Source organism: Ensifer sp. ENS07, from assembly GCF_014852185.1.
GTDB classification, from domain to species: Bacteria; Pseudomonadota; Alphaproteobacteria; order Rhizobiales; family Rhizobiaceae; genus Ensifer; species Ensifer adhaerens.
Genome location: NZ_JACVBE010000063.1, coordinates 1 through 627, shown reverse-complemented (window position 1 = coordinate 627; position 627 = coordinate 1). Strand labels below are relative to the sequence as shown.

The 627-nt window shown below is 64.4% G+C and carries 1 protein-coding gene; it reads left to right on the top strand.

What is annotated here, in order from left to right:
• The coding region (locus IB277_RS37630) for a VCBS domain-containing protein (protein ID WP_210339739.1) at window positions 1–627 on the top strand (627 nt) is incomplete at both ends.

Sequence of the window (627 nt, the reverse complement as noted above, 5' to 3'; positions counted from 1 at the left end):
CGGTCGATCAGGCAGCTGACAGGATCGGCTGGAACTTCAAGGTCGCCGACGGCGTGCTGGACTCGCTGCAGGCCGGCCAGACGCTGACGCAGAAGTACACCGTGTTCGTCAATGACGGCCATGGCGGGATCGTGGCGCAGACCGTAACGATCGCGATCACCGGGACGAACGATGCACCGGTCATCACCTCGGGTGCGCAGAGCGCCACGGTCACGGAGCGCGGCGACGGTGCGGCCGGCGAGAACTCAGTGGTGCACGTCAACGCCGGCAAAGTGGCTTTCGCCGATGTCGACACGCTGGACACCCATAGCGCCAGCTTCAAGGCGAACGGCGAAGGCTATCTCGGCAAGTTCGCGCTCGACCCGGTCAACCAGTCGGGCAACTCGGTCGGCTGGACCTTCAAGGTTGCTGACGGTGTCATCGACTCGCTGCAGGCCGGCCAGTCGCTGACGCAGACCTACGACGTGACCATCAATGACGGTCACGGCGGCACGGCGAAACAGACCGTGACGATCGTGATCACCGGCACCAACGACGCACCGGTCATCACTTCGGGCGTGCAGAGCGGTTCTGTGACGGAGATCGCCGACAAGGCGACGGGTGAGAACACGGTCACACACACGCAGG